This window comes from Nocardiopsis sp. NPDC050513 (genome assembly GCF_044457925.1).
Taxonomy (GTDB): Bacteria; Actinomycetota; Actinomycetes; order Streptosporangiales; family Streptosporangiaceae; genus Nocardiopsis.
The window spans coordinates 14,897-39,919 of sequence record NZ_JBITHK010000004.1 but is presented as its reverse complement, the minus strand read 5'-3'; the positions used below and the strand labels follow the sequence as shown (position 1 = coordinate 39,919).

Annotated in this window: 25 protein-coding genes and 2 pseudogenes; 8 read left to right on the top strand and 19 right to left on the bottom strand. The window is 72.9% G+C overall.

The genetic code is table 11. The features are described from left to right. Positions 1-28: 28 nt before the first annotated feature. The 3 genes from ACIBFB_RS08125 to ACIBFB_RS08115 all read right to left on the bottom strand — a co-directional run bounded on the left by ACIBFB_RS08125 (position 29) and on the right by ACIBFB_RS08115 (position 2,865). Positions 29-1,039: a carbon-nitrogen hydrolase family protein gene (locus ACIBFB_RS08125; RefSeq protein ID WP_397227607.1), complete on the bottom strand. Its 1,011-nt coding sequence runs from the start codon at positions 1,037-1,039 to the stop codon at positions 29-31. Positions 1,040-1,212: 173 nt separating this feature from the next. After that, on the bottom strand, positions 1,213-2,205 hold the full coding sequence (locus ACIBFB_RS08120; protein ID WP_397227605.1) for a helix-turn-helix domain-containing protein: 993 nt from the start codon (positions 2,203-2,205) through the stop codon (positions 1,213-1,215). A gap of 294 nt (positions 2,206-2,499) precedes the next feature. Then, a complete protein-coding gene (locus tag ACIBFB_RS08115) occupies positions 2,500-2,865 on the bottom strand; it encodes a winged helix-turn-helix transcriptional regulator (RefSeq protein ID WP_397227603.1) in 366 nt (121 codons plus the stop codon). 96 nt (positions 2,866-2,961) lie between these two features. On the opposite strand from ACIBFB_RS08115, the gene ACIBFB_RS08110 reads away from it, so the two are divergent. Together ACIBFB_RS08110 and ACIBFB_RS08105 are read left to right on the top strand one after the other, a co-directional pair. Further along, on the top strand, positions 2,962-3,363 hold the full coding sequence (locus ACIBFB_RS08110) for a nuclear transport factor 2 family protein (protein WP_397227601.1): 402 nt from the start codon (positions 2,962-2,964) through the stop codon (positions 3,361-3,363). A 153-nt stretch (positions 3,364-3,516) separates the two neighbouring features. After that, positions 3,517-4,083, top strand: a complete 567-nt coding sequence (locus ACIBFB_RS08105) for a dihydrofolate reductase family protein (RefSeq protein ID WP_397227599.1) — start codon at positions 3,517-3,519, stop codon at positions 4,081-4,083. Between the two features lie 198 nt (positions 4,084-4,281). On the opposite strand, the gene ACIBFB_RS08100 is transcribed toward ACIBFB_RS08105, so the two are convergent. Genes ACIBFB_RS08100 through ACIBFB_RS08080 form a run of 5 tightly spaced genes read right to left on the bottom strand, consistent with a single transcriptional unit; the run spans position 4,282 to position 9,909 of the window. Next, positions 4,282-5,160, bottom strand: coding sequence for a shikimate dehydrogenase (locus ACIBFB_RS08100; protein WP_397227597.1), 879 nt, complete (start codon positions 5,158-5,160; stop codon positions 4,282-4,284). Then, the gene (locus ACIBFB_RS08095) at positions 5,157-7,037 is read right to left on the bottom strand and encodes a bifunctional sugar phosphate isomerase/epimerase/4-hydroxyphenylpyruvate dioxygenase family protein (RefSeq protein ID WP_397227595.1); all 1,881 of its coding nucleotides are present in this window, start codon (positions 7,035-7,037) and stop codon (positions 5,157-5,159) included. Before ACIBFB_RS08095 ends, ACIBFB_RS08100 begins: the two co-directional genes overlap by 4 nt. 33 nt (positions 7,038-7,070) lie before the next feature. Continuing rightward, positions 7,071-8,069 (bottom strand): DctP family TRAP transporter solute-binding subunit, encoded by a 999-nt coding sequence (locus ACIBFB_RS08090; RefSeq protein ID WP_397227593.1) that lies wholly within the window; start codon positions 8,067-8,069, stop codon positions 7,071-7,073. Between the two features lie 29 nt (positions 8,070-8,098). Next, on the bottom strand, positions 8,099-9,373 hold the full coding sequence (locus ACIBFB_RS08085) for a TRAP transporter large permease (RefSeq protein WP_397227591.1): 1,275 nt from the start codon (positions 9,371-9,373) through the stop codon (positions 8,099-8,101). Then, positions 9,370-9,909, bottom strand: a complete 540-nt coding sequence (locus ACIBFB_RS08080) for a TRAP transporter small permease (protein ID WP_397227589.1) — start codon at positions 9,907-9,909, stop codon at positions 9,370-9,372. The genes ACIBFB_RS08085 and ACIBFB_RS08080 overlap by 4 nt, the downstream gene beginning before the upstream one ends. Before the next feature lie 155 nt (positions 9,910-10,064). On the opposite strand from ACIBFB_RS08080, the gene ACIBFB_RS08075 reads away from it, so the two are divergent. Continuing rightward, positions 10,065-11,066 (top strand): LacI family DNA-binding transcriptional regulator, encoded by a 1,002-nt coding sequence (locus tag ACIBFB_RS08075; protein WP_397227587.1) that lies wholly within the window; start codon positions 10,065-10,067, stop codon positions 11,064-11,066. A gap of 60 nt (positions 11,067-11,126) precedes the next feature. On the opposite strand, the gene ACIBFB_RS08070 is transcribed toward ACIBFB_RS08075, so the two are convergent. The 8 genes and pseudogenes from ACIBFB_RS08070 to ACIBFB_RS08035 all read right to left on the bottom strand — a co-directional run bounded on the left by ACIBFB_RS08070 (position 11,127) and on the right by ACIBFB_RS08035 (position 17,588). Next, complete coding sequence (locus ACIBFB_RS08070) at positions 11,127-11,615, bottom strand: hypothetical protein (protein ID WP_397227585.1); 489 nt, start codon at positions 11,613-11,615, stop codon at positions 11,127-11,129. Between the two features lie 32 nt (positions 11,616-11,647). Beyond that, positions 11,648-11,959 (bottom strand): annotated as a pseudogene (locus ACIBFB_RS08065) (fumarylacetoacetate hydrolase family protein); the annotation flags it as partial. Continuing rightward, positions 11,920-12,138, bottom strand: a pseudogene (locus tag ACIBFB_RS08060) (fumarylacetoacetate hydrolase family protein); the annotation flags it as partial. The pseudogenes ACIBFB_RS08060 and ACIBFB_RS08065, both read right to left, overlap by 40 nt. A 130-nt stretch (positions 12,139-12,268) precedes the next feature. After that, positions 12,269-13,195 (bottom strand): ABC transporter substrate-binding protein, encoded by a 927-nt coding sequence (locus tag ACIBFB_RS08055; protein WP_397227583.1) that lies wholly within the window; start codon positions 13,193-13,195, stop codon positions 12,269-12,271. Between the two features lie 293 nt (positions 13,196-13,488). Continuing rightward, on the bottom strand, positions 13,489-15,021 hold the full coding sequence (locus ACIBFB_RS08050) for a sodium:solute symporter (RefSeq protein ID WP_397227581.1): 1,533 nt from the start codon (positions 15,019-15,021) through the stop codon (positions 13,489-13,491). Positions 15,022-15,054: 33 nt separating this feature from the next. Next, positions 15,055-16,233 (bottom strand): anhydro-N-acetylmuramic acid kinase, encoded by a 1,179-nt coding sequence (locus ACIBFB_RS08045; RefSeq protein WP_397227579.1) that lies wholly within the window; start codon positions 16,231-16,233, stop codon positions 15,055-15,057. Positions 16,234-16,381: 148 nt separating this feature from the next. Next, positions 16,382-17,002, bottom strand: a complete 621-nt coding sequence (locus ACIBFB_RS08040) for a GyrI-like domain-containing protein (protein WP_397227577.1) — start codon at positions 17,000-17,002, stop codon at positions 16,382-16,384. After that, positions 16,989-17,588 (bottom strand): PadR family transcriptional regulator, encoded by a 600-nt coding sequence (locus tag ACIBFB_RS08035; protein WP_397227575.1) that lies wholly within the window; start codon positions 17,586-17,588, stop codon positions 16,989-16,991. The genes ACIBFB_RS08040 and ACIBFB_RS08035 overlap by 14 nt, the downstream gene beginning before the upstream one ends. Before the next feature lie 204 nt (positions 17,589-17,792). Between ACIBFB_RS08035 and ACIBFB_RS08030 the strand changes: the two genes are divergently transcribed. Together ACIBFB_RS08030 and ACIBFB_RS08025 are read left to right on the top strand one after the other, a co-directional pair. Then, positions 17,793-19,652 carry a DNA/RNA non-specific endonuclease gene (locus tag ACIBFB_RS08030; RefSeq protein ID WP_397227573.1) on the top strand — a complete coding sequence of 620 codons (1,860 nt, stop codon included), beginning with the start codon at positions 17,793-17,795 and terminating at the stop codon, positions 19,650-19,652. A 64-nt stretch (positions 19,653-19,716) separates the two neighbouring features. Next, complete coding sequence (locus ACIBFB_RS08025) at positions 19,717-20,379, top strand: phosphoribosyltransferase (RefSeq protein WP_397227571.1); 663 nt, start codon at positions 19,717-19,719, stop codon at positions 20,377-20,379. A 30-nt stretch (positions 20,380-20,409) separates the two neighbouring features. Here the strand turns inward: ACIBFB_RS08025 and ACIBFB_RS08020 are convergent, their stop codons facing one another. Then, entirely contained in the window at positions 20,410-21,273 is an 864-nt protein-coding gene (locus ACIBFB_RS08020; protein ID WP_397227569.1) for an NAD(P)-dependent oxidoreductase, read from the bottom strand. A 144-nt stretch (positions 21,274-21,417) separates the two neighbouring features. Between ACIBFB_RS08020 and ACIBFB_RS08015 the strand changes: the two genes are divergently transcribed. Next, complete coding sequence (locus ACIBFB_RS08015) at positions 21,418-21,975, top strand: hypothetical protein (RefSeq protein ID WP_397227567.1); 558 nt, start codon at positions 21,418-21,420, stop codon at positions 21,973-21,975. 113 nt (positions 21,976-22,088) lie between these two features. Beyond that, positions 22,089-22,421: an SCO4225 family membrane protein gene (locus ACIBFB_RS08010; protein WP_397227565.1), complete on the top strand. Its 333-nt coding sequence runs from the start codon at positions 22,089-22,091 to the stop codon at positions 22,419-22,421. A 28-nt stretch (positions 22,422-22,449) separates the two neighbouring features. Here the strand turns inward: ACIBFB_RS08010 and ACIBFB_RS08005 are convergent, their stop codons facing one another. Continuing rightward, positions 22,450-22,683: a hypothetical protein gene (locus ACIBFB_RS08005; RefSeq protein WP_397227563.1), complete on the bottom strand. Its 234-nt coding sequence runs from the start codon at positions 22,681-22,683 to the stop codon at positions 22,450-22,452. 259 nt (positions 22,684-22,942) lie between these two features. Here ACIBFB_RS08005 and ACIBFB_RS08000 point away from each other — a divergent pair, with 259 nt between their 5' ends. Next, positions 22,943-23,695, top strand: coding sequence for a hypothetical protein (locus ACIBFB_RS08000; RefSeq protein ID WP_397227561.1), 753 nt, complete (start codon positions 22,943-22,945; stop codon positions 23,693-23,695). Between the two features lie 192 nt (positions 23,696-23,887). On the opposite strand, the gene ACIBFB_RS07995 is transcribed toward ACIBFB_RS08000, so the two are convergent. Further along, on the bottom strand, positions 23,888-24,859 hold the full coding sequence (locus tag ACIBFB_RS07995) for a bile acid:sodium symporter family protein (RefSeq protein WP_397227559.1): 972 nt from the start codon (positions 24,857-24,859) through the stop codon (positions 23,888-23,890). Between the last annotated feature and the right edge of the window lie 164 nt (positions 24,860-25,023).

Genomic DNA, 25,023 nt, shown 5'->3' with positions numbered 1-25,023 from the left:
GCCGTACGGCGGGGCCCGGACGGACGCCTCAGACGGCGGCGCCGTCCCGGTCCGGTTCGTCGAGGTCGGGGAAGTGGGGTCCCGTGGACCCGCCCGGCCGCACCACGGCGGGCTTGGGCCGGTCGTCGTGCACCAGCCGGGTCGCGTCCGTCCTCGCGTAGTGCCCTGCGGGGTCCGCGGCGTTCTTCGCCAGGTCGATCAGGGAGAGGTCGATGTCGGCGACGACGAGTCCCTCGGCGTGCTCGTCGAGCGGCTCGCCCAGCGGAGTGCCGTCGGGGCCGAAGATTCGGGAGTTGCCGGATCCGGCGGTGAGGAAGGGGCGCTGCTCGTCCGTCGTCACGAAGGCCTCGACGCCCCGCTCGCTGATCACCTGGGTCGGTGCGATGACGAAGCAGCCGCCCTCCAGGGCGTAGGTCTGGGTCACGGCCATGTTCGCCTCCGCACCGAGCGCGTAGGCGATCCCCTTGGCGAGGCCGAAGGCGGGCCAGGCCGCGATGTGGACCTGCTCGTGCTGGGCGTACATCGCGTACTTGACCAGCGGCTGCAGGTGCTCCCAGCAGTTGAGGGCGCCGATCCGCCCGAGCGGGGAGTCGACGACCCTGAGGTGGCTGCCGTCGCTCTCGCCGAAGAGGCTGCGCTCGACGTGGGTGGGCTTGAGCTTGCGGCGGTGCAGCAGGATCTCGCCGTCGGGTCCGATGACGGTCTGGGCCATGTAGAGGGTGCCGTGGTCCTTCTCGCTGTACCCGAGGGCGACGGTGACCCCGGTGCGGCGTGCGGCGTCCCGGACGGCGGCCAGGTGCTCGCCGTCCGTGGTCGGCGAATTGGCGTGGTAGCGGGCCACGTACGGTACCTGGCCGAAGACGGAGCCCAGCCAGAGGAACGCCGGGTAGCCCGGGATCCAGGTCTCGGGGAAGGCGACGAGCGCCACGCCCTGGGCGGCCGCGTCCTCGATGAGGCCGATGGTCTTGTCGACGGTGGCTTGGGCGTCGAGCCACACGGGCTCGGCCTGGACGGCGGCGACGCGGAACGTGTTCGGCACTGTGTCCTCCTGGTGGTGGACGAGATGTGGTGCACCGACTGTAGGAGGGGTGAACCCGCGGTCTGCGGCGGTGCGCGCACCGGTCCGCGGCGTTTTCCGCGGACGCCGGGTCCGTGCCCGGCTTGTCCCGCCTCCCCCGGTCCGGGTGCGTGGCCGCGCGGGCCGCCGACGGCTCAGGTCCGTGTGCTCCGGGACCGGGCGGCCCGCAGCGCGGCGGGCGGAAGCCCGAATTCCCGGACGAAGGCGCGCGTGAACGTGGTGCGGTCGGTGAAGCCGCAGCGGGCCGCGAGGGCGGAGACCGTGAAGCCCGCGAAGCGGGGATCGACCAGCATGCGGTGCGCCGCACGCAGCCGTTCGGCTCGGATGAACGCCGCCGGGGAGGTTCCGTCGGCGGCGAACAGCTGGGCCGTGTAGCGCACGGAGATTCCGTGCTGCCGGGCGAGGGCCTCCGGAGTCAGACGCGGATCGGCGAGGTGGTCGCGGACGAAGGCCCGCATGGCCAGGCGCAGCGCCGTTCGCCCGTCGGGCGGTCCGTCGCCGCCGGCCCCCGCACGCAGGGCGCTCGCCAGCAGGTCCACGGCCACCGTGCCCAGTTCGGCGCGCTCGGCTACGGTGAGACGGTCACCCGTGTCCGCCAGTTCCTTCACGCACGCGGTCAGGACGCGGACCGAGGCCTGCCCGGCGGGCAGCGCGCGCCCGCACAGGTCCTCCACACGGCCGACCCGGTCGCTCAGGTGCTGCCGGGGTATCTGGAGCACCAACTGCCGGGTCCCGGTCGGGAACCGCAGTTCGTACGGCCGTGCCGTGTCGTACAGGGCCCCGCCGCCGGGCCGCAGCCGCGCCTCGTGGCCGCCCTGGACGACGGCTCCCTCCCCTTCGAGGTGGAGCGAGAACAGACAGTCGTCGCTCGGCTCGGTGCGGACCAGGCGGGCGGTCCGGGCCACGACGGAGTGCCCGTGGGTGCGGACGTCGGTGAGGGTGAGCGCGGGTCCCAGGTCACTCGGGCGCACCGACCCCCGGAACTCGTCGGACACCGAACCCAGGGACAGCGGCACGAAGCTCTCGGAGATCACCTGGGCCCACGCGTCCGCGCCACGGGCGGTGACGGCTCCCTCGCGTCCCCGTACGGTCCGCTCGCCCTTCTCGGTTCCCGGAACGTCGGCCATCGGTGGTCAGCACCCCCTACGATCTGGGCCGCCCCGTCCGGAGGCCGCCCCAGGCGCCTCGTGTGCGACCTCGTGCGCGGCCGGCTGCCCGGGCACGTCCGGTCTCGGCGGGGCGGACGGCGGATCCGGCGATGAGGACGGGTGTCGCCAGCGTACGCGCCGTCCCCGGTGCGCGGCCAGCCGTCCTCGGCCGACCGCGTCGGCCGTCTCCTGGCGGTCGCCGTGGCGGCGCGGCGCGACCGGCGGCCCCGCGGGCGGTTCGCCGTGTGCGCCGCCGGGCGGGGCTGGACCCGCCTAACGGGCGTCGTAGGACTCGCGCGCCGCGAGCACCTCCTCGATGTGTTCCTCGGCCCAGCGTCCCAGCGCCCGCAGGGGAACCTGGAGCGTGTGCCCCAGTGCGGTCAGCTCGTACTCCACTCTGGGGGGCACCTCGGGGTAGACGTGCCGCGCGACCAGGCCGTCGCGTTCCAGGTTTCGCAGGGTGTCGGTGAGGACCTTCCCGCTGATCCCGTCGACCGCGGTGCGCAGGTCGCCGAAGCGCTTCCTGCCGCTTCCGAGCGCGATCACCACCATGGCCGTCCACTTGTTGGCGATGCGGGCCAGCGACGTGCGGGAGGGGCAGGTCGCCGTGAGCACGTCGAAGGCCGTGTGTTGTGACATGCCGCACATCCTCCATTAGTTACGTTGAGGTAACTGGTTACCAATAGTGAGTATAGGCGGCGGCAGGAAGAACCTCGACGAAGGAGAAGATCGACCATGGAAGCCGCCTCGCCACGCACCACCGCCCGCCGCTACTTCGACGCGTTGGCCGCCAAGGACTTCACCACGGTCGCGGGCATGTTCGCCGACGACATCGTGTGGCACCAGCCCGGCGGCAACCGGTTCTCCGGCACCCACCGCGGTAGCTCGGCGGTCCACGAGATGATCGGCGGCATGATGGCCGTCAGCGGGGGAACGTTCGAGCTCTCGACGACCGGGGAGTTCATGGTCAACGGCGCGCTGGTCGCGGCTCCCGTCCGTTTCGCGGGAAGGCGCGAGGGCGGCGAGATGGCGATGGGCGGCGTCGACGTGCTCAGGATCGCCGGCGGCAGGATCGCGGAGGTGTGGCTGTTCTCCGCCGATCCTCAGGCCGAGGACGCCTTCTGGGGCGCCGTCTGACGGCGGCCGGTCGCACCCGGCTCGAAGAACGCGACGCGTCGGGGACACCGCCCCGATCCCCGCGAAGTTTTTTCGGGCGGGGTGTCGATTGTGGGCGGGCCCGTTCGACGAAAGGGTGAAGGCAGCACACCGAAGCAACGGAGGAGACTGAAGATGCGCCCACTGATCGTCACCGCGTTCGTGTCCGTCGACGGCGTGATGGAGGCCCCCGGCGGCGAGCCCGGGTACCGCAACTCCGGCTGGACGTTCACGAGCGTCGAGATGGACCCGGCGGCCTACGAGCTCAAGACGCGCGAGCAGCAGGAGGCCACGGCGCTGCTCATGGGTCGTCGCAGCTATGAGGCGTTCGCTCCGGTCTGGCCGACGATGACGGAGGAGTTCGCCGGGTACAACGCCATGCCCCGGTACGTGGTCTCCACGACGCTGACCGAGGACGACCGGCGCTGGCCCGCCACGGTCCTGGGTTCGATCGACGAGGTCGCCGACCCCAAGAGGACCGAGGGCGGCCCGATCTCCGTCCACGGCAGCGCCACCCTGGGCAGAGCCCTCGCCGACGCCGGGCTGGTCGACCGCTACCACCTGCTGGTCTTCCCGGTCCTGCTCGGAGCGGGCAAGCGGCTGTTCAGCGACACGGACAAGGACGCCCAGAAGCTGGAGCTCGTCGAGCACGAGGTGTACTCCAACGGCGTGCAGAAGCAGGTCTTCGACGTCGTGCGCTAGTCCGGCGCCACGTCCCGACCAGGCGGAGGGGGACCCGGCCGCGCCCGGGGGCACGCGCCGGGATCGCCGCGGCACCCCCCCGGTCGGGCCGCCCGGGAGCCCCCACGCATGCACTGTCCGCATCCGATGACTCGTGTGCGCATCGACCCGGGCGGCGGAGGACGGGGGAGGAACGGTCCGGGGGCGGCCCCGGACCCTTCAGCCGACCAGTGCGCGAAAGTGCGCGAGCATCCGGTCGGGGTCGGGTTCCAGACCGGTGAACAGGCCGAACGCCTGACTGGCCTGGAACACCGCCATCTCCCCTCCCGACAGGGTCGGGCATCCCCGTTCCTCGGCCAGGCGCAGCAGCTCGGTGCGCAGCGGCCGGTAGACGACGTCGGCCACCCACAGGGGCGGACGCAGCAGGTCGGCGGGAACCGGGACACCGGGATGGTGCGCCATACCCGTCGGTGTCGCGTTGACCATGCCGTCCGCACGTGCCAGCAGCGCTTCGAGCGCTCCTGTCCCGCCCGCCCGGCAGACCGCCCCCGGGAAGTGTCCGCACAGTCGTCCGGCCAGGTCCCGGGCGCGTTCTGCGTCGGTGTCGACCACGCTCACCTCACGCGCGCCCGATCCGAGCAGCGCGTAGACCACGGCCGCGCCCGCGCCCCCGGCTCCGAGGACCACGACCCGGTCGCGTGGGACGTCCGGCAGCCCGCGCTCCAGACACCGGGCGAACGCCGACCAGTCGGTGTTGTGGCCGATCGCCCGGCCGGACTCGAAGACCACGGTGTTCACCGCGCCGAGGGCCGCGGCGTCCGGGGTCAGTCCGTCCAGCGCGGACAGCACCAACTGCTTGCAGGGGTGTGTGACGTTGAGCCCGTCGAAGCCCAGGTGCCGCGCGCTTCCCACCAGGTCGACCACGGCGCGGGGCGCCAGACCCAGCTCGTCGAGGTCGATGGTCCGGTAGACGAGGCGCCGGTGGAGTTCGGCGGCCTCCCGCTCGTGCATCGGCGGGGTCAGGGAGGGGCCGATCCCCGTTCCGACGAGTCCCACGAGGTAGGAGCGGCCCGCCGCGGCGTGCTTCGCCGCGGTCACCCGCGCGCCCCCGCCCTCTGCGCGGCCATGCGGAACGGGCTGTTGGCGGATCCGTACCCCGCGTAGCCGCCCGTGCGCTGCACGGCCTCCAGGAAGAGCCGCCCGTCGAGCATCGGTGTGTAGAGGTGGAGGAACTCACCGTCCCCGATCCGGTCGTGGAGGACGCCGTGTTCGCGCATGCGCTCGACGGCCACCGGCTCCAGGTCCGTCCGGCTGGCGAGGTCGGCGTAGTAGTTGTCGGGGATCCGCAGAGGTTCGACGCCGTGGGCCCGCATGGCCCGGGCGACCGCGAACACGTCCTCGCAGCCGAAGGCCACGTGCTGGGGGCCTCCGCGAACGTCCGCGTACGGTCCCCGGCCCAGCAGCGAGGCGTTGAGGGCGATGCGCGGACCGGCGCCGCCGCGGCTCATCGCCCTGCTGCGCAGCATCCCGTCGGGGGCCGCCAGTTCGACGCCGTCGTCGGGTTCCAGCCCCAGGACGGAGCGGTAGAAGAGCGAGGCCTCGTCGAAGTGGTCGAAGGGCTGGAACAGTCCCACGTGGTCGATGCCGGTCAGCTGCGGCCCCCCGGCGTCCCCGTTCCCGGGCACCGGGACGGTGAAGTCGGCCAGCCAGTCCTCCCCGTCCGCCGGGTCGCGGGGGCAGAAGAAGACCGAGGTGCCGTCGGGGGCGGCGACGGCCCGCAGATCCGCCTCCGCGGGGTCGCGCCGCCGCGGAAGGGGCGGCGCCAGCAGCCGCTCCGCCCGGCGCAGGGCCGCGTCGGCGTCCTCCACGTCCACGCCGAGGGCCGTCACGGCCGCGTCCCCGCTCCACGTGTGCCCGAGCTGGGGGTCGGTGGCGTTGAGCAGGATCCGGGCGGTCCCGGCGCACCACAGCTGGACCGGCTTGGAGCGGTGGTCCCCGGTGTGCCGGAAACCCAGGGCCGCCAGCGCGCCGCGCACCCTCGGGGCGGCGTGCTCGGGCGCCGCGATCTCCACGAACGCGTAGCCCCTGGCGCGGGTCGGCGCGGGCAGCCGGGTGAGCTCGACCGGCGCCGCGCGGCCGCGGGGAGGCGCCGCCCCGCGGCCGGTCCGGGCGGTCTCGTCCTCCAACACGGCCAGGGAGCGCAGCGCGTCGGCGGCCGTGCGCTCGGGATCGGAGGCCCGGAAGACGTCGTTGAACACCTCCAGGGACAGCGGCCCCCCGTATCCGGCGGCCAGGACGTGCCCGGTGAACTCCGTCAGGTCGAACGCGCCCTGCCCCGGGAAGCAGCGGTGGTGGCGGCTCCAGTGCAGGACGTCCATGGGCATGAGGGGAGCGTCCGCCAGTTGGAGGAAGAAGATCCGGTCGCCGGGGATGTCCCGGATCTCCGACGGGTCGTGGCCCCGGGACAGGATGTGGAAGCTGTCCAGGCACACCCCGAGCCCGGGGTGGTCGGCCTCGCGGACGAGGCGCCAGGCGTGCCGGTAGTCGTCGACCCGCCTGCCCCACGCCAGCGCCTCGTAGGCGATGCGCACCCCGTAGGGCGCCGCGGCCTCGGCCAGGCGGTGCAGCTGCGCCGCCGACCGGGCGTCGTCGCCCAGGGCGTCCGCCGCGACGTTGGAGCACACGAGGAGGAGGTCCGCTCCCAGCTCCACCATGAGCTCGAACTTGGCCTCGGCACGACGGAGGTTGCGCTCCAGCCGGGCCCCGTCCACCCCCTCGAAGTCGCGGAAGGGCTGGTACAGGTCGATGGCCAGTCCCAGTGACTCGGCCAGGGACCGGACCCCGCGGGGCGACAGGGCCGACCCGATGAGGTCGTTCTCGAAGATCTCCACCCCGTCGAACCCCGCCCGGGCCGCGGCGCCGAGCTTCTCCTCCAGGGTTCCGCTGAGTGACACGGTCGCGATGGAACGCCGCATGCGTCGCGCCTTCCCTTTCCTCGGTCTCGTCGCCTACTCGGTCTCCTGGAAGGACGCGTAGAGCTCGCGCTGCTCGCCCTCGAGGTTCTCCGCGAAGTAGTCCTGCACCCGGGTCCGGAAGGCGTCGACGTCCACGTCGTCGACGATCTCGATGGACCCGTCGGCGCGCCACTCCTCCAGGATCTGCTCCTCGGCCTCCTCGATGCAGGCGCGGTTGTCCTCGCGGACCGAGCTGACCGCCTCCTGGAGGACCTCCTGCTGCTCGGGCGAGAGCGCGTCCCACGTCTGTCCGGAGACCACGATCATCTGCGAGCCGACCTGGTGGCCGGTGAGGCTGATGTGCGACTGGACCTCCACGAAGTTGTCGCCGTCGATGGTCGGGATCGGGTTCTCCTGGCCGTCGACGGTGCCCTGCTGCAGGGCGAGGTAGACCTCCTCGAACGCGACCGCGGTGGGCTCGGCGCCCATCGCCGCGGCGTTGGCGAGGTAGACGGGCGAGTCGGGGAAGCGCATCCGCAGTCCGCTCAGGTCCTCGGGGGTGCGGATGGGCTGGTTGGCGGTGAAGTGGCGGTCGCCGAAGTACCAGGCGTCCAGGATCCTGGTCCCGGTGGCCTCCTCGAAGCCCTCGCGCAGCGCCTGTGACTCCTCGGAGTCGAAGTAGGAGAAGAGGTGGTCGGCGTCCCGGAAGGCGTAGGCGGCGTCCAGGACCCCGATCGGCTCGTAGGAGGAGCCGAGGGCGGCGGAGCCCTGCACGTCCAGGTCGATGTCGCCCGACATCACCGACGCGAAGGTCTCGGTGTTGGAGCCGAGCTGGCTGCCCGGGAACGTCTCGACGGCGAAGCCCGCGTCGGCCCCGGCCACGCGCTCGGCGACCAGGTCGATGCCGCAGCGGGTGTGCGGGTGGTCCTCGGTGTAGCTGTTGGCGAAAGTGAGGGTGAGTTCACCGGTGTCGGATCCGTCGCCGCCGCCGCAGGCGGTGGCGGCGAGGACCACCGCGGGAACCAGGGCCGTCAGTCGGGTCGTCACGCGCATGGGGGATTCTCCTCCGTGGGAAGGGGTGGTCACAGGTCCAGGAGTCCGGGCAGGAACAGGACCAGGTCGGGTACGAGGATCAGGAGCAGCAGGACCGCCACGAGGGGGACCAGGAAGGGCGCGGTACCGCGGAACACCTCGTGCATGGGGGTGCGGGTCGCCGAGCCGAGGACGAAGAGCACCCCGCCGATGGGGGGCGTGAGCAGGCCGATCATCAGGCAGATGATGGTGATCACGCCGAAGTGGACGGGGTCGGCGCCCAGTCGCACGGCGACGGGCAGCAGGACCGGGACGGTGATGACCAGGGCCGCGATGGGCTCCAGCACCGTTCCGACCAGGGTCAGCACGGCGGCCACCAACAACAGCAGGACCACGGGGTCGCCGGTCAGGCCGAGCAGGAGGGACGCGACCTGCTGGGGTACCTGTTCGCGGGCCAGCACCCAGCCCAGGAGGCCGGAGGCGGCGAGGATGATCGCGATGGAGGCGGCCGTGGTGACGGTCTCGACCCCGACGCGCCACAGGACGCGCCAGCTGAGCCTGCGGTAGCACAGTCCCAGGACCAGGACGTAGGCGACGCCGACCGACGCGGCCTCGGTCGGGGTGAACAGGCCGCTGAGGATGCCGCCGAGCAGCAGGACGGGAGCGCCCAGCGGGCCCAGCGCGCGCAGGGCCGCGGTGCCCAGCTCGCCGCGCCCGGCCCGCCGTCCGGCGAGCTCGGGCCTGCCGCGCGCCCACAGGTACACCGCCAGCGTCAGCCCTCCGGCCAGCAGGAGCGCGGGTACCACGGCCGCGGCGAAGAGCGCCGCCGTGGAGACCGCCGCCACCGACGCGTAGACGATCGCGGGGATGCTGGGCGGCATGATCGGGCTGATCAGGCTGGTGGAGGCGGTCAGGCCCAGGGTGAACCGGCGGGGGTATCCGGCCTGGGTCATCGCCGGGACCACCATCTTGCCCATGCCCGCCACGTCGGCCAGGGCGGTCCCGCTGATCCAGGAGAAGCCGACGCTCACGCCGATGTTGACGTAGCCGAGGCCGCCGCGTACGCGGCCCAGCAGGACCCGGGCGAGGGTGAAGAGGCGGTCCGCGATCCCGGTGTGGTTGGCGACGACGCCCAGGAGGATGAACAGCGGCACGGCCAGGAGGGGGAAGCTGTTGACCTCCTGTGCCGCGGTGCGCAGGCTCAGTCCGGTGGACTGCCCGCCGACGGCCATGTAGGCCAGGCACGGCCCCAGGATCGCGAAGGCGATGGGGACCCGCAGGAGCAGCAGGACCAGGATGCCGAGGATCACCAGCAGCGCGCTCATCGGACCGCCTCCCCCGGGCCGCGGTGCTCGCGCAGGGGAGGCGCCGGGACGAGGACGGCGTTGGCGAGCGCGCGCAGCGACATGAGCACGACGCCCACCAGGGGGATCGCGTAGGTCCAGGGGACAGGGATCCGCAGAGCCGGTGTGGCCTGCGGGGACCCGCCGAAGACGAGTTCGGCCGCCTCCAGGGTGAGCAGCACGCCGACCGCCGCGACGACGAGGTTGGCCAGGATCCAGACCGCGCGCAGCGCGCGGTCGCCGAGGACGAGGTCGACCACCTTGAGGGTGATGTGCTCGTCGCGGCCCAGCAGGTACCCGACCAGGGAGAACGCGAGCCAGACCAGGCCGAGGCGGGCCAGCTCGCCGGTCCAGACCCAGCCGTCCACGGGCAGGTGGCGCTGGACGGCCTGGGTGAGGATGAGCACGAGGATCAGCGCGAGGAGCGTGACGCCGGCAGCCAGTTCGGCCGTTTCCAGCCACCGCACCGCCGCGGGGCGCGGCGCGCGTGGTTCGGGGGTCGGGGGTCTGTCAGCCATCCGGACGGGCTCCACTCAACGGACGAGGACGATGTCGGCGCAGGTCATGCGGTGCGTGATCCGCATCACCCGAGGCGTGGTGTGAACCCTAGGTTTCTCGTTCGTGTCATGGCAAGCGATTGCCAAAAGTTGTCGCACCGCGTAGAAGGGTCACCATGGACTCCCCGAAGCGCACCACCATCTACGACGTGGCCCGGGAGGCGGGCGTCGCCGCCTCCACGGTCTCGCGGGCCCTGCGCGACCCCCGGCGGGTCAACGCGGCCACCCGCGAACACGTGCTGCGGGTCGCCGAGCGGCTCGGCTACCGGCCCAGCCCCCTGGCGACCGCGCTGCAGTCCGGGCGGACCGCGACCGTGGCGATGCTGGTCCCCGACATCACCAACCCGCACTTCTTCGGCACCGTCAGGGGCGCCGAGCGCCGCGCGTCCGCGGCCGGGATCACCTTCATCCTCAGCGACACCGAGGAGTCCGCGGACACCGAGCGCACGAAGATCGAGCACCTGACGCGGTCGGTGGACGGCTTCGTGCTGGCGTCGAGCCGGATGGCCGACGGGGACATCCGCGGACTGGCCGAGGAGCACAACCTGGCCCTGGTCAACCGGGAGGTGGCGGGGCTGCCGAGCGCCGTGGTCGACAGCCGGGTGGGCAGCCGCCAGATCGTGGAGCACCTGGCGTCGCTCGGGCACCGGTCCCTGGTCTACCTGTCGGGACCGCACCAGTCCTGGCTGGCGGGCGAACGGTGGCGGGGGCTGCTCGACGGAGCGCGGAACCTCGGGATGAAGGCCACGCGTCTGGGGCCGTTCCCTCCGCGCGTGGTCGGCGGCGGAGCGGCGGCCGACGCGGCCCTGGTGACGGGGGCCACGGCGGTGGTCGCGCACAACGACCTGCTCGCCATCGGCGTCCTGCGCCGCCTGGCGGAGCGGGGCGTGGACGTGCCCGCCCGGATCAGTGTGGTCGGCTACGACGACATCTTCGGAGCGGACTTCTGCGTTCCCGCGCTCACCACGCTGGCGGGTCCCCAGGACGAGGCGGGCCGGTCGGCCGTGGAGCTGCTCCTGGAGAACCGGTCCCACTCCACGGCCCGCACCCCCGACCGGCGGGTGCTGCTCCCCTCCCACCTGGTCATCCGCGACTCGACCGGCCCGGCGCCCCGTTGACCCCCGGACGTCCCCGGCGGCTCACCGGCGCCGACGCGCGCCGTCGGCACCGCACACCGGTCAGCGGCCGAGTACGGCGTGGAACGCCGACGCCAACTCCTGGGCGGGGTCGGCCGCGGCCTCGCGGTGGCGCCAGGCGACGAACCGGTCGGGGCGGATGAGCACGGCGCCCCCGGGCCCGTGTCCGCGGAGTCGCGTCCAGGTCAGGCGCGGGTCGAGGTCGTCGCCGTCGGTGTGACCGATCCGGACCGCGTCGACCCGGGCCGAACCGCGCCCGCACAGCTCGCGGGCCGCCTCGACCCAGTCCTGCCCGTCCTCCCCCGAGACGAGGAGGAAGCGTCCAGGAGCGACCAGGTCCATCGCCGCCAGGCGTTCGCCCTCGAAGGTGTCCAGCCACGCGTGGGGCATCGGGCTACCAGGCCTCGTGCTCGGCTCGTAGACGCGGATCGCCCACCGCGGGAAGGATGTCGCGGGCTCCCTCCGGCGTGATGCCGCCGCGCGGGAGGAGGCGCGGTCGCGGAGGGCCGTGGACGGGAACGCTCCGCGCACGGCCCGGACCAGGCGTCGTGGACGGTGGTGTTCTGGGTTCCGAGGTCGAACGCGCCGTCCCCGGTGGCGATGGAGACCCTGACCCGGTCGCCGTGCCTGAGGTGGTGCGGGTTGTCGGCCTGGGACTTGAAGAAGGCGTTCCACTTGGTGGCGGCGGGCAGCAGGGCCGCGAACTTCTCCACGGGCTTGGGCGGGGCCTTGAGCGCGGTCCCGCCGGATGTGCCGGTGAGCAGCAGGTCGCCCGGGGACAGCTCCTGGAAGCGGGACAGCAGCTCCAGGGCGCGGTGCGGGCGACGATCATGTCCGGCACCGTGCGGTCCTGGCGAAGCGCGTCGTTGACCCACAGCCGCAGGCGCAGGCTGGTCAGGCGGGTGAACTCCCCCGGCTCCAGGAGCACGAGCCGGGGTCCGACCGGAGTGAACGTCGGGTAGGACTTGGACTCGTAGAACTGCCCCTTGGTGAGCTGGACGTCGCGGGCGCTGACGTCGTTGGTCACCACCAGTCCGGCGACGTAGGAGGGCAGGTCCTCCTCCCGGAGACCGCCCCCGAGCCCTCCGCCGAATCCGCCGAGGCCCTGTCCCGACAGGGCTGAGCCACCGGGCCGCGGCCCCCTCTCCGGAGGGGGCCGGGGCGCGTCGCCGTTCCCGTGCGTCTCAGGCGCCGGAGGCCTCTGCGGGTTGGCCGTCGGCGGCCTCGACGCCCTCGAGCCACGCGTCGACCCGGCCGGGGTTCTCCTCGATCCAGTCCCGCGCCACCGTTTCGACGGGCACGTTCTCCCTGCTGATCTGGCTCGTCCATGCGGACGCGGTTTCGGCGTCGACTTCCATCTGGGAGAGGAAGCGTGCGATGTTCGGATTGTCGTCCGCGAACCCCTCTCGCGTGAGTACGCGAATCTCACCGGCGCCGGTCCACACACCCTGCGGGTCCTCGAGGTAGACGAGGTCCCACGCGTCGTTCATCCAGTGGGGCCGCCAACCCAGGAGCACGACCGGTTCCCCGGCGTCCGCACGGCGTTCGACCTCGGCCAGCATGGCGGCGCTGCTCGACTGCACGAGCTCCCACCCGCCGAGCCCGTACGCGTCGTTCTCAATCGCGTCGAGGATGTACTGGTTTCCCGAGGTACCGACCTCGATTCCGATCACCTCGCTCCCGAACAGATCCCGGTTCTCGGCCAGATCCGCCAGGGAACGCACGCCGTACTCGTCCGCGACGTACCGGGGAACCGCGGGCGCGTAGGTCGTACCCGTCATCAGCGTGCTCAGGACCTCGATGTCCCCGGCTTCCAGATGTTCCTCGAAAACCTGCTCCTGAGCCGGCCACCAGTGACCCAGGTAGGCGTCGACGTCGCCGTCGGCGAGTGCCTGCGAACCGAAGGGAAGCGAGACCTCCTGGACGCTCACCTGGTAGCCGTTGCCCTCGAGGACCTGCCGAACGATCTCGTTCTCCACGATCAGGTCCTCCCACGGCTGCTGGAGCAGTCGGACCTCCTCCCCTCCCGCACCGTCCAGCCCAGATCCCCGCTGTCCACCGCACGCCGCGAGTAACAGCAGAATCGAAGCACAGAGTGCAGACGCGATCATAAACGGCCGACTGCGCATCAGTGCAATCCTTTCCCCGGGCCATCGAATTCCCTCCGCGCAAGAATCGAATTCAACGGCCGAGGATGATTTTCCCGCCCCCAGGACATAATCCATTATGACGCCCCGCCGAACCGGAGTCAATTAATGGCCCGCGGCGCACCCGGACCGGAACCGGAAGTCTTCGACGGATTTCTTCCCTGTCCGGCGCGAACCCCCGCGCTGTCGGCCTTCCGGCCCCCGGAACGCCCGCGGGTCCGTGCCGCACGCCCCGGTCGACGGCGGCTCCGCGCGTGTCAGGGCCGTTCCTCCCCACCCTCCAGAGCGCCCTCGCGGGAGCCGCCGGTCCCGTCCCCGTCCGCGCGGCTCCCGGTCCCGGCCGCCGGTGCGCGGTGGCGCAGCGAGAGCAGGGAGCCCAGGCCGAGCACGACGGACACGCCGATGGCCGTGTACCAGGTGAACCCGACCAGGTCGCGCTCGAACAGGAACAGCCAGGCCATGGCCGCCACGGCCGCGCAGAAGGCGACGAGGGCGTCGGTCTGGCGCGCCCGGCGCACCCACAGCCCCAGGAGGAACGAGCCGAGCAGGCCGCCGTAGGTCAGGCTGGCCACGGACAGGCCCAGCTCGACGACCGGGTTGTCGGTGCCGGTGAACAGCGCGGCCGCCCCGATGAACACCAGACCCCATCCGAGGGTGAACAGCCGTCCCAGCCGCAGGCCCTGCGCGTCGGTGAGCTCGCGGCGGCTGAACCGCTGGTACAGGTCGGCCATGGTCGAGGAGGACAACGCCGACAGCGACGAGGACAGGGTGCTCATCGCCGACGCCATGATCCCGGCGAGCAGCAGGCCCGACAGACCGGCGGGCATCCCCTCCACGATGAACGTCGGGAACACCTCGTCGGAGCCGGCGAGTCCGAGCTGGTCGACCGATGCGCCGTCGAAGTAGGAGAACAGCGCCAGGCCCACGGTGAGGAACAGGGCGAACTGGAAGAACACCACGACGCCGCTGCCGATCACCGCCTTCTGGGCGTCGCGTACCGTGCGGCACGCGAGCAGCCGCTGCACGATGATCTGGTCGGCGCCGTGCGAGGCGGTGGACAGCAGGGCGCCGCCCAGGACCGCGGTGACCGTCGCGTAGGGCGCCGAGACCGGGTTCGACGCGAGGTCGAGGAACCGGGTCTTGCCCGCGTCGGCGGCGACGGCGAGGAAGTTCACGTCCAGGCCGCCGGTGATGACGGCCAGCGCGACGACGCCGCCGACGACGTACAGCCCCATCTGCGCCACGTCCACCCAGACCACGGCCCTGATACCGCCGATGAGGGTGTACAGGACCGTGACGCACGCCAGCAGGGCGATGATCGCGAAGTAGGACGCGTCCACCCCGTAGTGGCCCAGGACGATCCGCATCGGAATGGCCGCCGCGAACAGGCGGACCCCGTCGGCCAGCAGGCGGGTGAACAGGAACGCGACCGACGCCGTGCCCTGCATGCCGCGACCGAAGCGCCGACCCAGGTAGGTGTAGGCGGTGGTCATCTCCCCCCGGTAGTAGCGGGGCAGCAGCACGAAGGCGACCACCACGCGCCCGACCAGGTAGCCGACCGCGACCTGGAGGAAGGTGATGTCGCCCAGGTAGGCCACGCCGGGGACGCTGATCACGGTCAGGGCGCTGGTCTCCGTGGCCACCACCGACAGGCACACCGCCCACCAGGGCAGCCGTCGGCTGCCGATGAAGTAGTCCGTCGTGTCGCGCTGGCGTCCCGACAGCTTCAGGCCGAGCCACGCCGAGCCCGCCAGGTACGCCGCGATGACCGCGAGATCGACTGGTTGCACTGCGGGCCTCCGGGGGTGAGGGGTGCGGTGGGGTCACGCGTCCGACGCGTCGACGCACAGGCGCTGGGGGACGGTGGTCGCGGGTTCGGGCAGGTCGAGCGGCCGGTGACCCGGGGTGATGCGCCCGGCGACCGGCGCCCGCCGGGCTCCGGTGCAGGCGGGCACGGACCCGGGCAGCCCGTGCCAGGTGAGGAAGCCGATCAGCGCGAACAGGTAGGCCTCCTTCGCGTCCCCGGCCAGGCCGAGGTCGTCGGACGTGCCGAGCCGCGCCGGAGCGATCCGGGCGGAGATCCGCTCCATGAGCACCGGGTTGCGCACGCCGCCGCCGGAGGCGAGCACCTCGGCCACGCCTTGGGGCCGCAGGGCGTCCGCCACGGTGACCGCCGTGAGCTCGACCAGGGTGGCCAGCAGGTCGCCGGGGGCGGGTTCGGCGACGCGCCGCAGCGCCGCGTCGAGGTGGGCGGGGCCGAACAGCTCGACCCCGGTGGTCTTCGGCGGCGCGAGGCGGTAGTACGGCTCCGCGAGCAGGTACTCCAGCAGGGCGGGGTCCGGGCGGCCGGACCGGGCGAGCGCGCCGTCGGTGTCGACGTCCGCGCGCCCGCCGGTGATCCGCCGCACGGCCGCGTCGAGCAGGGCGTTGGCCGGACCGGTGTCGAACGCCGCCGGAGGGGCTCCGGGCCGGACGACGGTGGCGTTGGCGATGCCGCCGAGGTTCAGGGCGGCGACCGGTTCCGCGCGCCCGCCGAGCAGCAGGACGTCCAGGACGCTGGCCAGGGGTGCGCCCTGCCCGCCCGCGGCCACGTCGGCCGCGCGCGGGTCGGACACGACCGGAAGTCCGGTGGCCTCGGCGATCCACGCGGGCTGGCCGAGTTGCAGGGTCCCGCGCACCGCGCCGCCGTCGACCCAGTGGAAGAGGGTCTGGCCGTGCGAGGCGACGAGGTCGGCCGTGCCGCCGGCGAGGTCGTCGATCCCGCGGCGAGCCGCGTCCGCGAACTCCTGGCCGATGCGGGTGTCGAGGCGGCAGACGGCCTCCAGGGTGGTCGTGGCGCGGGACAGCGCGTCACGGATCGCACGCCGCAGGTCCGCCGAGTAGGCGACGGTGCGGTGGCCCAGCGGCGCCAGGCGCACGAGCGGACCGTCGAGGCTCAGACGCGCGGCGGCGACGTCGATGCCGTCGGCGGAGGTACCCGAGGACAACCCGACGACGATCACGGGTCGGACGACCGGCGCGCCCGCGGCCGGGTCGGCCGTCCCCGATCACTGGACGACGGGAACCCGCGCACCCGTCCGACTCCCATCCCCACCTCCCCGTTCCGCCTCCCCACCGGTACACCGCGCGCCGCCGCCGCGTCAATCCCCGCTAGCGCACCGCCCTCACGGGTTGGCGGAGGACGGTCCTCAGCCGGGCCGGATCGGTCCGGCGCGGGTCGCTCAGGTAGACCTCGTGGTGGTGCCCGGTCATGCGCAGGCCGTGGGCGGCGAGGTACTCGTGGTGGAGCCTGGCGAGGACGGGGCCCTCGTCGTCGTAGGAGCCGACGTGCAGGACCTGGGCGCTGGTGCCCTCGTGCAGGGTCTCGTGGCGGACCTCGGCGATCGCGGGAAGTCCCTTCTTCGCCAGCGCGGCCTCCCTGGCCTCCTCGACGAGGTCCTCGGCGATCCAGTCGGGCCGGCTGATGAGCATGCGCCAGGACCAGGCGTCCTTGTCCCGGGTGACGAACACCTCCGGGTCCTCCGCCCACCACAGCCCCTCGAGCGGCCCGACGACGAAGTCCCGGTCGAGTTCGCGCCTGCTGGTGAACTTGAGCGTGTAGGCGACGGCGTAGAGCGCCTCGACGGCGCGGCCGTAGTCGGCGTCGAAGCTGGGAGTGCCGCTGCCGTCGACCGCGAGGAACCGCTGCGGGGGCACCTCGACCAGCTCCCAGTCGGTGTTCTTCGGCGCGTAGCACCGCTTGAGTTCTCGTTTGACGTCAAAGCGCGTCATGTCCCTCTGCCTTCCTGGTGGGGGGTGTGTCGTGGGAGTGGTCGCGTGGGTCGCCCAGGTCGGCCCGGTAGGCACGCAGCCACCGCTGTTCGGCCTCCAGTTGGCCCAGCGAGTAGTCGAAGAGGGCGCGGACGAAACCGGGGGCGCCGGGCTGCGCGTCGCGAGCCGAGCCGACGGCCGCGATCCGCTCCGCCAGGGCCTCGGCCCGCCGGTCGAGCGCGTCCCGGAGGCGGTCGGGCGCGATGACCGGTTGGTTGGCCAGGCCGACCAGGACCGGCGGGAAGACCGGCCGGAGTTCGGCCACCGCCGCCTCGGCCGACCGCGCGCACGCCCGGCGCCCCTCGGCCGTCGGTTCGTACACCCGGCGGGCCTTGCCGCGCGCCGCCGGTGTCGACGTCTCGGCCTCGGTGATCAGGCCGCGGTCACGGAGCCGGGTCAGGAGGTAGTAGATCGAACTGAAGCCGATCTCGGTCCACTCCCGGATGCCGCGGTCGTCGATGACCTCGTCCAGTTCGTAGCCGTGTCTGGGCTTCTCCACGAGCAGGCCGAGCAGGGTCAGCTCGGCGGGGGTCAGGTCGTCGGCCATGCCGTTACTCTAGTACTAGAATAAGCGTGCGTCGACCACGCCGCCCCGAGGCGCCGATCGGCGGTCCGAGCGGGCAAGGTGAGACACTGACTCACTTATGTCGTTTTTGGGTAGAACGCCAGGTTTGGCCGGAGTTAGCCTGAGGGCGGCGAGCAGGAGTACCCACCGAAACCTGTGCATCGGTTCCGCTAAGGAGACACTTCCATGGCTACCGAGAACAAGGACACGTCGCCCCGTGGCGCCCCCGACCAGGACGAACTTCTCGCCTCACTCAAGAAGTTCATCCGGGCCCACGGCGAGGACTACCTGAGGGATCCGAACGTGTCGTCCATCGGCATCGCCCACAAGTCGAGGAGCGGCCAGTCGGAGGGAGAGATCGCGCTCCAGTTCACCGTCGACACGAAGGCCGAACCGGAGCAGTTGGAGGAACTGGGCACGAAGAGACTCCCGGAGTCGATCGTCGTGGACGGCGTCGAGGTGCCCACGGACGTGCTCCAGCGCAGCTACGTGCCGCAGTTCCGGGTCGTGGCCGAGGCCGAGAGCACGACCCGCCACAAGCGCCTCGACCCGGCACTGCCGGGCGTGAGCGTCGGACACGTCGAGGGCACGGCGGGCACCATCGGCTGTGTCGTCTTCGACAAGCACGACGGAACGCCCTTCATCCTGAGTAACTGGCACGTGCTGCACGGGGCGGACGGTGAACCGGGCGAGGACGTCGTGCAGCCGGGCAGGGCCGACGACCCGCACACCGACCGCAACCGTCTCGGCAGGCTGGAGCGCTCCCACCTGGGGTTCGAGGGGGACTGCGCGATCGCCACGGTCGAGGACCGCCGCTTCGACTCGGACATCCTCGACCTCGGTGTCGCACCGGAGGAGCTGGGCGAGCCGGAGATCGGCGACAGGGTGGTCAAGAGCGGCCGTACGACCGGAGTGACGCACGGCGTGGTCCGCAGCCCCTTCAAGCTCGCCCAGATCGACTACCGCGGAGCGGGGCCCCGGAACATCCTCTGCTTCGAGATCGGCATCGATCCGGCCGCCCCGCCCGCGAACGGAGAGATCAGTCTGCCCGGCGACTCCGGGTCGGTGTGGATGTTCAAGGACCCCGGCGGCCGACCGGGCACGGTCCTGGCGGGCCTCCACTTCGCGGGTGAGGGCCGGTCGGATCCGGACGAGCACGCGCTCGCGTGCCTGCCCCAACTGGTCTTCGAGGAGCTGGGGATCACGCTGCGGCCGCCCGTTCCCGAAGCGGTGGAGGCCCTGGAGGGGTACAACCCCAACTTCCTGAGGACACGTGTGCCGGCTCCGCGGCTCGACCCCAGGGCCGAGCACGACCTGTTCCGGCTCGGGGACGCCGACGACATCCCCTACACGCACTTCTCCCTGGCGCTGAGCACGTCGCGCCGCTTCGCCCACTGGGTGGCGTGGAACATCGACGGCGGTGCGCTCAAGCGGCTCGACCGCAGCGGGATCCCGTTCTCCAGGGACCCGAGGATTCCGGACGAGGCACAGGTCGGCGACGAGCTGTACCGGGCCAACCGGGTCGACCGGGGGCACCTGGCACGCCGGGCCGACCTGCTCTGGGGCAGCCTGGCCGAGGCCAGGAAGGCCAACACGGACTCGTTCTTCTTCACGAACATCGCTCCGCAGATGGACGACTTCAACCAGAGCAGCCGGGGCGGGCTGTGGGGACGGTTGGAGGACGCCGTGTTCGAAGACGTCGAGGTCGACGACCTCAGGGTGAGCGTGTTCGCGGGGCCCGTCTTCCAGAGCGACGACCGGCTGTACCGCGGGGTCCGGTTGCCGCGCGAGTACTGGAAGGTCCTCGTCTTCTCCGACCACGGTGAGCTCCGGGTCAGCGCGTTCCTGCTGACGCAGAACCTCGACCAGCTCGAGGCCCTGGAACTGGACGAGTTCCGCGTGTTCCAGGTCGCCCTGAGCGAGGTGGAGGAGCGCTGCCGCCTCCGGTTCCCGGACCTGCTGCACGAGGCGGAGACCCTGGTCGTGCCCGAGGCGTTGGCGGAGCGGGCCCCTCTGGGCAGCCTGTCCGAGATCCGGTGGGGCTGAGGGACCCCGCGCACGGGTCGCGCTCGGAGGGAACGCGGGCGAGGACCCCCGGACCGAGGAAGCGATGACGGTGTTCCACGATCGCGTCGACGCCGGACGGCGCCTGGCCGGGCTCCTGCGGGAGCGGCTGGGCGCCTCCGGCGACGAGGACGTCGTCGTGCTGGGGTTGCCCCGCGGCGGCGTGCCCGTCGCCTTCGAGGTGGCCCGTCGGCTGCACGCGCCGCTGGACGTGATCGTGATCCGCAAGCTGGGCGTCCCCCATCAGCCCGAACTGGCCATGGGGGCGATCGGCGAGGGCGGCGTTCGGGTCGTCAACGACCAGATCGTCCGCGCCACGGGGGTCAGCGCCCCGGCGCTGGAGTCGGTGCGACGACGCGAGCAGGCCGAACTGGACGCGCGGGTGGAGCGGTTCCGCGGTGGCCGGACCCGCGTGCCGGTGACCGGGCGGACGGTCGTCGTCGTCGACGACGGAGTGGCCACCGGCGCGACCGCCCGGGCCGCGTGCCAGGTGGCCCGCGCCCAGGGCGCCGACCGGGTGGTACTCGCGGTGCCCGTCGGCTCCCCCGACTCCGTCGCCGGACTGCGCCGGGTCGCCGACGAGGTCGTCTGCCTCCAGGAGCCGGAGTTCTTCCAGGCGGTCGGCGAGTGGTACGAGGAGTTCTCCCAGACACCGGACCGCGAGGTGGTCGCGCTCCTGGAGCGGGCCGGCCGAACCGGTCCCGGCTGACCGGACCGCCCCCGGATCCGACCGCGCCGCTCAGACCCGGACGGGCTCCCCGGCCCCCGCACGGAACGTCTCGACCACCCGGGACAGGCTCTCCTCGCCGTGGCCCTCCTCCGCCTGCCGGTCGAGCCGGGCCAGCAGCGGGGCGAGCAGGTCGCCGGGGACTCCGCGCGCCCGTCCGCTGTCCAGGATCGAGGCCAGCCCGGCCCGGTTGATGTTCACGTTGGACGTCTCGGTCGCGTACTCCCGGGCGTCCGCCTCCCGGGCGAAGAGCGGCAGCACGGCCGCCGCCTCGGTCAGCCACGGGACCAGCAGCTCGGTGACCCCGACGGCCGTGATCCCGGAGGCCTCGGCCAGGGCCAGGGACTGGAAGAACCCCGAGAACATCCCGTACATCCCCGCGAGCACCGCCACGTCGTAGGCCGACGCCAGCTCGGGCCCCGCACCGGCGTACCGGACGGTGCCCAGCACGTCCACCGCCGCGCGGTACCGCTCGAAGGCGCCGGTGTCTCCGCTGATCTGCGTGAACGCCTCCGGAGTGCCCAGGGTCTGGGGCACGGCGAGCACCGCTCCCGCCAGGAACGCGGCCCCCTGTGCGGTGACCCACGACGCCAGCTCCCCCGCCTGCTCGGGAGTGCCCGACGACAGGTTCAGGACGGTGCGTCCCTCCAGCTCCGCCGTCGCGCCGCCCAACACCTCCCGCACCGCCGGGTGGTCGAGCAGAACGGTCACGACGAGCTCGGAGGCGGCCACCGCGGCCACCGGCTCGGCCGCCACGGCGGCGCCCCTCTCACGCAGCCGCTCGGCTCGACCGGGCCCCGCGTCGAGGAGGCGCTCGGCCACGGCCCGGCCCAGGTTGCCCAGGCCCAGGACGCTGACGGTGGGAAGGGTGTTCATGTGCTGCTCCCGTGTGCTGGCGGCCGTCGGTCCGGCCGCGGTGACAACAGGAACTCTGCACACCCCTCCTCCCGGAATCCTTCGGATCCGCTCCAGATCCGCTCTGGGCGGCGGCATCCGCCGATCACGCCCTAGAGTCGTGGCATGGGCGCACTCGAATTCCAACTGGTCCTGCTGCGCAGGATGGCCGACTTCCAGCCGGACCTGGTCGAGGAGGCGGTGCGGAGGCTCGGCGCCACGACCACCGCGATGCGCGAGGCCAACCGGCGGTGGCAGGCCATGGTGCGGGGCGGGCGCGGATCCGGTGGCCCGGTCGGCCGGTTCACCGCGGTGCTCGGCCCCGCCCCGTCCCGGCGCGACGTCGCCGCGGGCGGCATGACGTGCACGGCACACCGGTGGCCGGTCCCGCTCTGGCCGGACCTGCGTTTCGAGGTGGTCACCGCCCCCGGCGGCGCCCTGGTCCAGGAGTGGCTCGTGCGCGCACCACGGGTACCGGCGCCCCCGCTGCGCGGCGTCGAGGACCTCCGGCCGTGGTCGTTCGTCATCGACGACGTCGCCCGCGCGCTCCCGTCGACGCCGTTGGAGGGCACCGCCCCGTCCCGTTGGCGCCTGCTGCTGACCGACTCCGCCGGCGGCCGCCACCTCGCCGACTTCACCTGGGGCCTGTTGCAGGAGGTCACACCGGTCACACCGGATCGCTGACGCTCCCACCGGGCGTCAGGGACGCCGGCGGCCCGGTCTGGGTACGGATACTCACGACAACGCCGCCGTCGCACCGGAACATGGGGCCACACCATCTCTTCACGGGAGCACCCATGAACGCCCGCGTCCTCGTCCGCCTGACCTTCGCCAACCCCGTCTCAGTGGTCTACCTCGCCCTCGTCGTCGGCTCCGCCGCGGTCGCCGCGGCCGTCACGCTGTTCAGCTCGGACCCCGGGTTCGTCTGGGTCTGGCCCGCCCTGTTCACCTTCCCCGCCTTCATGGCCGTGCCGGTCGTCGAGGACGCGGTCTGGGGGGCGGACGCGCCCGCCTGGTTCTTCCTCGGCGGGATCGCCGTCTGCGCACTGGTGCAGTCCTTCCTCCTCGGATCGCTCCTGGAGGGCCTGCGCCGCCTGTACCGCGGACTCGCCCGCGCCGACCGGGACTGATCCGACGCGCTCCCCCGCGGGCGGGCACTCATCCGTAGCGGCACCGGGGAGGCCGCACCGCGCGCACGGCCCCGCCTCCCGGGCACGGGCGGTGGCGGCGGCGCCGTCGCAGCCCCCCGCACGTCCGCATCGGCGCCGGTACCGAGCACTCGGACGGAATCGTGGCCGTCTCGGACACGAGGGGGTCGCACGCGGCGGCGATCAGCACGAACACGAGGATCCAGGAGCACGGGACCGGGAGCACGCGGCGTCGCTCGGGCATGACACCACCCTGACGGCCCGGCCCGCTCCACGCGCGAGGATCGCGGGACGCGGGGTGACCGCTTCCGGACAGGCCCAGCGCGCATGGAACAGCGGGGAACCGGGAAACGGCCGTCCGCGCCCGCGCGGGACCGGCTGTCGGGGGTCGCCGGTCGCGAACACCTGTACCTGGGCGGATCCTCCGTCGTAGGGTGGAGGGGAGCCGTCTGTGCCCGGGCCGCGCGGGCGCCGGGCCGGTCCTCGTACCGGAGGTGGGCAGCATGTCCACGCTCACGCACAACTGGTTCCGGGCGGCCGCCATGGCCGTCGCCCCGGTGGTCTTCCTGGCCGTGTACCTGTACCACCCGTACCTGGCTGGCGTCGTTCCGGGCCCGGTGGAGGTGGCACAGGCGGTGGAGGCCGATCCCGTCCGGTGGGCCGCGGCGCATCTGGCGACGATCGGAGCGCTGGTGCTGTTCGTCCTGGCCTTCCAGGGGCTGCGCGGCGTCCTGAGGGACGCGGGCGAGGAGCTGTGGAGCTTCTTCGCGTTCCCGTTGGTGATCGTGAGCGGCGTCCTCGTCGCCGCGATGGCGGGGATGCGGCTGACCGTCGCGGCGGCGGCGCAGACGGGCGCCGACACCCTGGTCCTGGCGGACGCCATGCGGCCGTGGTCGCTGACGCTGCTGGTCGGCGGCTCCGTCGCCTTCCTGCTGGGGTCCTTGGCGTTCGCCGCGGGAACCGTCCGCTCCGGGATCATGGGCAGGACGATGACGGCCGTGGTGACGGTCGCGCTGGTGGTGATGGGCCTGGCCGCGGAGCTTCCGTTCTTCGCCGCCTTCTACGTGATCGGCGTCGCCGGGATCGTGGCGTTCTGGCCGTTGGCGTGGACGACCGTGCGGGCCGGGATGGCGGCGGACGCCGAGTCCGAGGCGGAGGAGGGCGGCACGCCCACCGCCCCGCGGCCCCGGGCCGCCCAGGAGCACAGGGGCGGGTTCCGCAGCCTGGGGCGGCGGCGTCCGCACGCGCACCACTGACGACGGCCGCGGACGGGAGGTCCCGGTGGCGGGGAGCGAGAGCGCCGTCTCCCGCCCGACCGCCTCCCTCCCCGGCTCCTGGCGTGCTCGCGGACCGAGGCCCCGGACACGACCGGACGGTGCACACCCGAGGCCGCGCGCCCCGCGAACCGGTCGGGGACCGTGGCCCGGGCCTCCCCTGGGCCCGGTCCGTCACGGACTGTGGGACGCGCCGCCGCGGGCAAGGGACGCGGCGGCCTCCGGCGGGCGGCGGGCCCACAGCGTCGCCACGGCAGCGCCGGACAGGTTGTGCCACACGGAGAACAGCGCGCCCGGGAGTGCGGCCAAGGGCGCGAAGTGCGCGGTGGCCAACGCGGCGGCCAGACCCGAGTTCTGCATGCCGACCTCGACGCTGACCGCCCGGCGCCCGCTCTCCGGCACCCCGCCGATCCGGCCGACCAGGTAACCCAGGCCCAGCCCCAGGGCGTTGTGCAGCACCACGGCCAGCGCGACCAGCGGGCCCGTGCCCAGGACGGCGTCCGCGTTGGCGCCCACCACCCCCGCGACCACGACCACGATCCCGGTCACCGACACCAGCGGCAGCGCCGGAAGGGCGGCGGTGACCGCGCGGTCCGCGAACCGGCGCAGCACCAGTCCCGCCAGGATCGGCAGCAGCACCATCTTCAGGATGGACAGGAAGAGGGCGACCGCGTCGACGGGCAGCGTCGACCCGGCCAGCCCCAGCACGATCAGCGGCGTGAGCACCGGGGCCAGCAGGGTGGAGACCGAGGTCATCGCGACCGACAGCGCCACGTCGCCGCGCGCCAGGAAGACGATGACATTGGACGCGGTGCCGCCGGGCGCGGCGCCCACGAGCACCATGCCCACCACCAGCATCGGCGGCAGGCCGAGCAGGTGGGCGATCCCGAAGCCGAGCAGGGGCATCACCGTGTACTGGGCGACCACGCCCAGGGCCACCGCCTTGGGGTGCCGTGCCACGACCGCGAAGTCGACCGGGCGCAGGGTGAGGCCCATCCCGAACATGATGACGCCGAGCAGCAGGGGGATGTGCGGGGTGACGGCCGAGGTCAGGTCGGGCGCGAGGAGCCCGAGGACCCCTCCGGCCAGGACCAGGACGGCGAACCACCGGCCGACGGCGTCGGCGAGGCGTGCGATGACGGACATGAGACGACTTTCCCGTGGGGTGCCCCGGGACGGCGGGTACCGGTCCCGGACGGTCGCCGCCCTGGGGGTCGGCACCGCAGGGGCCAGCGTAGACCCCGGGGCGTCCTCGGTCGCCGGTCTCCTCCCGGAGCTCCTCCAGGAGTACGACGGTGGCCTCCGCCATG

Bases quoted from the DNA above. Each gene is read 5' to 3' on its own strand.
- ACIBFB_RS08120 (WP_397227605.1), bottom strand. From the start codon at position 2,205: ATGGCCGACGTTCCGGGAACCGAGAAGGGCGAGCGGACCGTACGGGGA.
- ACIBFB_RS08115 (WP_397227603.1), bottom strand. From the start codon at position 2,865: ATGTCACAACACACGGCCTTCGACGTGCTCACGGCGACCTGCCCCTCC.
- ACIBFB_RS08110 (WP_397227601.1), top strand. From the start codon at position 2,962: ATGGAAGCCGCCTCGCCACGCACCACCGCCCGCCGCTACTTCGACGCG.
- ACIBFB_RS08105 (WP_397227599.1), top strand. From the start codon at position 3,517: ATGCGCCCACTGATCGTCACCGCGTTCGTGTCCGTCGACGGCGTGATG.
- ACIBFB_RS08095 (WP_397227595.1), bottom strand. From the start codon at position 7,037: ATGCGGCGTTCCATCGCGACCGTGTCACTCAGCGGAACCCTGGAGGAG.
- ACIBFB_RS08090 (WP_397227593.1), bottom strand. From the start codon at position 8,069: ATGCGCGTGACGACCCGACTGACGGCCCTGGTTCCCGCGGTGGTCCTC.
- ACIBFB_RS08085 (WP_397227591.1), bottom strand. From the start codon at position 9,373: ATGAGCGCGCTGCTGGTGATCCTCGGCATCCTGGTCCTGCTGCTCCTG.
- ACIBFB_RS08080 (WP_397227589.1), bottom strand. From the start codon at position 9,909: ATGGCTGACAGACCCCCGACCCCCGAACCACGCGCGCCGCGCCCCGCG.
- ACIBFB_RS08075 (WP_397227587.1), top strand. From the start codon at position 10,065: ATGGACTCCCCGAAGCGCACCACCATCTACGACGTGGCCCGGGAGGCG.
- ACIBFB_RS08055 (WP_397227583.1), bottom strand. From the start codon at position 13,195: ATGATCGCGTCTGCACTCTGTGCTTCGATTCTGCTGTTACTCGCGGCG.
- ACIBFB_RS08040 (WP_397227577.1), bottom strand. From the start codon at position 17,002: ATGACGCGCTTTGACGTCAAACGAGAACTCAAGCGGTGCTACGCGCCG.
- ACIBFB_RS08035 (WP_397227575.1), bottom strand. From the start codon at position 17,588: ATGGCCGACGACCTGACCCCCGCCGAGCTGACCCTGCTCGGCCTGCTC.
- ACIBFB_RS08030 (WP_397227573.1), top strand. From the start codon at position 17,793: ATGGCTACCGAGAACAAGGACACGTCGCCCCGTGGCGCCCCCGACCAG.
- ACIBFB_RS08025 (WP_397227571.1), top strand. From the start codon at position 19,717: ATGACGGTGTTCCACGATCGCGTCGACGCCGGACGGCGCCTGGCCGGG.
- ACIBFB_RS08020 (WP_397227569.1), bottom strand. From the start codon at position 21,273: ATGAACACCCTTCCCACCGTCAGCGTCCTGGGCCTGGGCAACCTGGGC.
- ACIBFB_RS08015 (WP_397227567.1), top strand. From the start codon at position 21,418: ATGGGCGCACTCGAATTCCAACTGGTCCTGCTGCGCAGGATGGCCGAC.
- ACIBFB_RS08010 (WP_397227565.1), top strand. From the start codon at position 22,089: ATGAACGCCCGCGTCCTCGTCCGCCTGACCTTCGCCAACCCCGTCTCA.
- ACIBFB_RS08005 (WP_397227563.1), bottom strand. From the start codon at position 22,683: ATGCCCGAGCGACGCCGCGTGCTCCCGGTCCCGTGCTCCTGGATCCTC.
- ACIBFB_RS08000 (WP_397227561.1), top strand. From the start codon at position 22,943: ATGTCCACGCTCACGCACAACTGGTTCCGGGCGGCCGCCATGGCCGTC.
- ACIBFB_RS07995 (WP_397227559.1), bottom strand. From the start codon at position 24,859: ATGTCCGTCATCGCACGCCTCGCCGACGCCGTCGGCCGGTGGTTCGCC.